Here is a 5,432-nt window from a genome sequence, read left to right on the forward strand (position 1 = left end):
CTTAATTTGTGTTCGGCGGTGTCCTACTTTTCCACCCGACTGGGTAGTATCATCGGCGCTGGCAGGCTTAGCTTCCGGGTTCGGGATGGGACCGGGCGTTTCCCTGCCGCTATGGACCGCCGTAACTCTATTCACTCGTTTGTGAGTGTGAATCTTTGTGTTTTGGTGGTGGGGCGTGGGTTGCACGTCCGCACACAAAGAGTGTGGGTGTGTTTGTGGTGTGGTTGCGAGACAGATGTGTTCTTACTTTTGTCAACTCACCATGTGTTTGGTGTTTGTTGGTTGTTGTAAGTTTTCGGCCGGTTAGTGCCAGTTCCCTGCACCCATTGCTGGGCTTCCAGGTCTGGTCTATCAATCCCGTGGTCTGCGGGGGGCCTTATCCCTCTAAAAGGGTGAGAAGCCTGGTCTTGGAGGGGGTTTCCCGCTTAGATGCTTTCAGCGGTTATCCTGTCCGAACGTGGCTATCCAGCGGTGCTCCTGGTGGAACAACTGGTATACCAGAGGTTCGTCCGTCCCGGTCCTCTCGTACTAGGGACAGATTTCCTCAAGCTTCTGACGCGCGCGGCGGATAGAGACCGAACTGTCTCACGACGTTCTAAACCCAGCTCGCGTGCCGCTTTAATGGGCGAACAGCCCAACCCTTGGGACCTGCTCCAGCCCCAGGATGCGACGAGCCGACATCGAGGTGCCAAACCATCCCGTCGATATGGACTCTTGGGGAAGATCAGCCTGTTATCCCCGGGGTACCTTTTATCCGTTGAGCGACACCCCTTCCACTCAGAGGTGCCGGATCACTAGTCCCGACTTTCGTCCCTGCTCGACATGTATGTCTCGCAGTCAAGCTCCCTTGTGCACTTACACTCAACACCTGATTGCCGTCCAGGTTGAGGGAACCTTTGGGCGCCTCCGTTACATTTTGGGAGGCAACCGCCCCAGTTAAACTACCCACCAGGCACTGTCCCTGAACCGGATATACGGTCCGAGGTTAGAGGCCCAATACGATCAGAGTGGTATTTCAACAATGACTCCACCCACACTGGCGTGTGAGCTTCACAGTCTCCCACCTATCCTACACAAACCGTATCGAGCACCAATACCAAGTTGTAGTGAAGGTCCCGGGGTCTTTTCGTCCTGCCGCGCGTAACGAGCATCTTTACTCGTAGTGCAATTTCGCCGAGTCTATGGTTGAGACAGTTGAGAAGTCGTTACGCCATTCGTGCAGGTCGGAACTTACCCGACAAGGAATTTCGCTACCTTAGGATGGTTATAGTTACCACCGCCGTTTACTGGGGCTTAAATTCTCCGCTTCACCCCGAAGGGTTAACGGGTCCTCTTAACCTTCCAGCACCGGGCAGGCGTCAGTCCGTATACATCGTCTTGCGACTTCGCACGGACCTGTGTTTTTAGTAAACAGTCGCTTCTCACTGGTTTGTGCCACCCCCTCCCGCTGCCGGCCGCAAAAGCCTTGACGATATGGGGGTCCCCCTTCTCCCGAAGTTACGGGGGCATTTTGCCGAGTTCCTTAACCATAGTTCACTCGTACGCCTTAGTATTCTCTACCTGACCACCTGTGTTGGTTTGGGGTACGGGCCGTGTATGTCCTCGCTAGAGGCTTTTCTTGGCAGCATAGGATCACCGAATTCGCCTCAAACGGCTATGCATCACCTCTCAGGCACATGAAACGCGGATTTGCCTACGTTTCGCCCTACCGGCTTACCCCAGTACAACCACTGACTGGTACGGCTACCTTCCTGCGTCACCCCATCGCTTGACTACTACCCACCGGGGTCCCACGCAGCCCCGTCAACGCCTCACCCCGAAGGGATCGGTCACGACGGTTTTGGATGGTTAGCACAATGGATTCATCATGGACGCACATACACGGGTACGGGAATATCAACCCGTTGTCCATCGACTACGCCTGTCGGCCTCGCCTTAGGTCCCGACTCACCCTGGGAGGACTGGCCTGGCCCAGGAACCCTTGGTCTTTCGGCGGGCAAGGTTCTCACTTGCCTATTCGCTACTCATGCCTGCATTCTCACTCCCACACCCTCCACAGCTAGATCACTCTGCTGCTTCACCGGATGCAGGACGCTCCCCTACCCAGCCAAACAAGTTTGGCTGCCGCGGCTTCGGCGGTGTACTTGAGCCCCGCTACATTATCGGCGCACAATCACTTGACCAGTGAGCTATTACGCACTCTTTCAAGGGTGGCTGCTTCTAAGCCAACCTCCTGGTTGTCTTCGCGACTGCACATCCTTTTCCACTTAGTACACGCTTAGGGGCCTTAGCCGGCGATCTGGGCTGTTTCCCTCTCGACGCACGGAGCTTATCCCCCGCCGTCTCACTGCCACATTCTTGGACTTGTCGGCATTCGGAGTTTGGCTGACGTCAGTAACCCTGTGGGGCCCATCGGCCATCCAGTAGCTCTACCTCCAACAAGAAACATGTGACGCTGCACCTAAATGCATTTCGGGGAGAACCAGCTATCACGGAGTTTGATTGGCCTTTCACCCCTACCCACAGCTCATCCCCTCAGTCTTCAACCTAAGTGGGTTCGGGCCTCCACGCGGTCTTACCCGCGCTTCACCCTGGCCATGGGTAGATCACTCCGCTTCGGGTCCAGAACACACCACTACACCACACACTATTGTGTGGATACGCCCTATTCAGACTCGCTTTCGCTGCGGCTACCCCACACGGGTTAACCTCGCGACATGTCCCTGACTCGCAGGCTCATTCTTCAAAAGGCACGCCATCACCCCACCACGAAGGAGGGCTCTGACGGATTGTAAGCGCACGGTTTCAGGTACTATTTCACTCCCCTCCCGGGGTACTTTTCACCATTCCCTCACGGTACTAATCCGCTATCGGTCACTGGGAAGTATTCAGGCTTACCGGGTGGTCCCGGCAGATTCACAGCAGATTTCACGGGCCCGCTGCTACTCGGGAACACTGTTCAAGGCAGATGTCAGGTTTTCACGTACCGGGCTCTCACCGTCTACGGCAGGTCATCCCAAACCACTTCCGTTAACCACGACATTTTCTCACTACCCTCCAGCCAGGTAGAACTGGAAAAACAGGTCCCACAACCCCGCACACACAACCCCTACCCGGTATCACATGCATACGGTTTAGCCATCCTCCGCTTTCGCTCGCCACTACTCACGGAATCACTTTTGTTTTCTCTTCCTACGGGTACTGAGATGTTTCACTTCCCCGCGTTCCCCCCTGCACCCTATGTATTCAGATACAGGTAACACGACATCACTCGTGCTGGGTTTCCCCATTCGGACATCCTCGGATCAACGCTCGGTTGGCAGCTCCCCGAGGCATATCGCAGCCTCCAACGTCCTTCATCGGCTCCCAGTGCCAAGGCATCCACCATGCGCCCTTAAACACTTACAACACAAAAACCAAAAAATGAGTTTCAAAAGAAATTGCACATCAACACACAAAAACACTGGCCCACACCACCCATACAGGCGGTGAGAGCCACACATTTTGCGTGCTAGATGCTCGCAACCACTATCCACAAATCAAACACCACACCCCACCACCAAAGCATGAGGCAACAACACACCCCCTGCCCCCAACGGGACAGGACCGCGGGCCTGTTGTCTCAAAGCCCAATAGTGTGTTCAGCAGTTCATCACCAGCGCATTTCCCGACGCCGGCTCAACGTTTGTCGTGCACCAGAACCGGACCCACTACAGGTCAACGGCCCATCCAACGAATCGCCCAGATCACCGAACCCCCACACTCGTGGGCGGGTCTGAGTCTCGTGGTGCTCCTTAGAAAGGAGGTGATCCAGCCGCACCTTCCGGTACGGCTACCTTGTTACGACTTCGTCCCAATCGCCGATCCCACCTTCGACGGCTCCCTCCCACAAGGGGTTAGGCCACCGGCTTCGGGTGTTACCGACTTTCATGACGTGACGGGCGGTGTGTACAAGGCCCGGGAACGTATTCACCGCAGCGTTGCTGATCTGCGATTACTAGCGACTCCGACTTCACGGGGTCGAGTTGCAGACCCCGATCCGAACTGAGACCGGCTTTGAAAGGATTCGCTCCACCTCACGGCATCGCAGCCCTTTGTACCGGCCATTGTAGCATGTGTGAAGCCCTGGACATAAGGGGCATGATGACTTGACGTCATCCCCACCTTCCTCCGAGTTGACCCCGGCAGTCTCTCACGAGTCCCCACCATTACGTGCTGGCAACATGAGACAAGGGTTGCGCTCGTTGCGGGACTTAACCCAACATCTCACGACACGAGCTGACGACAGCCATGCACCACCTGCACACAGGCCACAAGGGAACCGACATCTCTGCCGGCGTCCTGTGCATGTCAAACCCAGGTAAGGTTCTTCGCGTTGCATCGAATTAATCCACATGCTCCGCCGCTTGTGCGGGCCCCCGTCAATTTCTTTGAGTTTTAGCCTTGCGGCCGTACTCCCCAGGCGGGGTACTTAATGCGTTAGCTACGGCACGGATCCCAAGGAAGGAAACCCACACCTAGTACCCACCGTTTACGGCGTGGACTACCAGGGTATCTAATCCTGTTCGCTCCCCACGCTTTCGCTCCTCAGCGTCAGTTACTGCCCAGAGACCCGCCTTCGCCACCGGTGTTCCTCCTGATATCTGCGCATTCCACCGCTACACCAGGAATTCCAGTCTCCCCTGCAGTACTCTAGTCTGCCCGTATCGCCCGCACGCCCACAGTTAAGCTGTGAGTTTTCACGAACAACGCGACAAACCACCTACGAGCTCTTTACGCCCAGTAATTCCGGACAACGCTCGGACCCTACGTATTACCGCGGCTGCTGGCACGTAGTTGGCCGGTCCTTCTTCTATAGGTACCGTCACTTGCGCTTCGTCCCTATTGAAAGAGGTTTACAACCCGAAGGCCGTCATCCCTCACGCGGCGTCGCTGCATCAGGCTTGCGCCCATTGTGCAATATTCCCCACTGCTGCCTCCCGTAGGAGTCTGGGCCGTATCTCAGTCCCAGTGTGGCCGGTCACCCTCTCAGGCCGGCTACCCGTCGTCGCCTTGGTAGGCCATTACCCCACCAACAAGCTGATAGGCCGCGGGCCCATCCCACACCGCAAAAGCTTTCCACCACACACCAGGAAGTGCATGGTCATATTCGGTATTAGACCCAGTTTCCCAGGCTTATCCCAAAGTGCAGGGCAGATCACCCACGTGTTACTCACCCGTTCGCCACTCGAGTACCCCGAAGGGCCTTTCCGTTCGACTTGCATGTGTTAAGCACGCCGCCAGCGTTCGTCCTGAGCCAGAATCAAACTCTCCAAACAAAAACTTCCCAGTCCAAAAACCAGGCAGAATTCGAATCAGAAAAATCCGATCACAAACAAAAGACACCAACAAACTGGCATCAAAAAACAACAACCACACCCTAAACGGGAAAA

Annotated in this window: 3 rRNA genes; all 3 read right to left on the reverse strand. The window is 55.7% G+C overall.

The annotated features are described in order from the left end of the window. Positions 1-10: 10 nt before the first annotated feature. Positions 11-124, reverse strand: a 5S ribosomal RNA gene (gene rrf / locus QQ25_RS29570). Between the two features lie 159 nt (positions 125-283). Further along, positions 284-3,408: ribosomal RNA gene (locus QQ25_RS29575) — 23S ribosomal RNA — on the reverse strand. A 390-nt stretch (positions 3,409-3,798) separates the two neighbouring features. Next, positions 3,799-5,318: ribosomal RNA gene (locus tag QQ25_RS29580) — 16S ribosomal RNA — on the reverse strand. Together the 16S, 23S and 5S rRNA genes form the textbook arrangement of a ribosomal RNA operon. Between the last annotated feature and the right edge of the window lie 114 nt (positions 5,319-5,432).

Origin of the sequence: Mycolicibacterium setense (genome assembly GCF_000805385.1) — a bacterium.
GTDB lineage: Bacteria > Actinomycetota > Actinomycetes > Mycobacteriales > Mycobacteriaceae > Mycobacterium > Mycobacterium setense.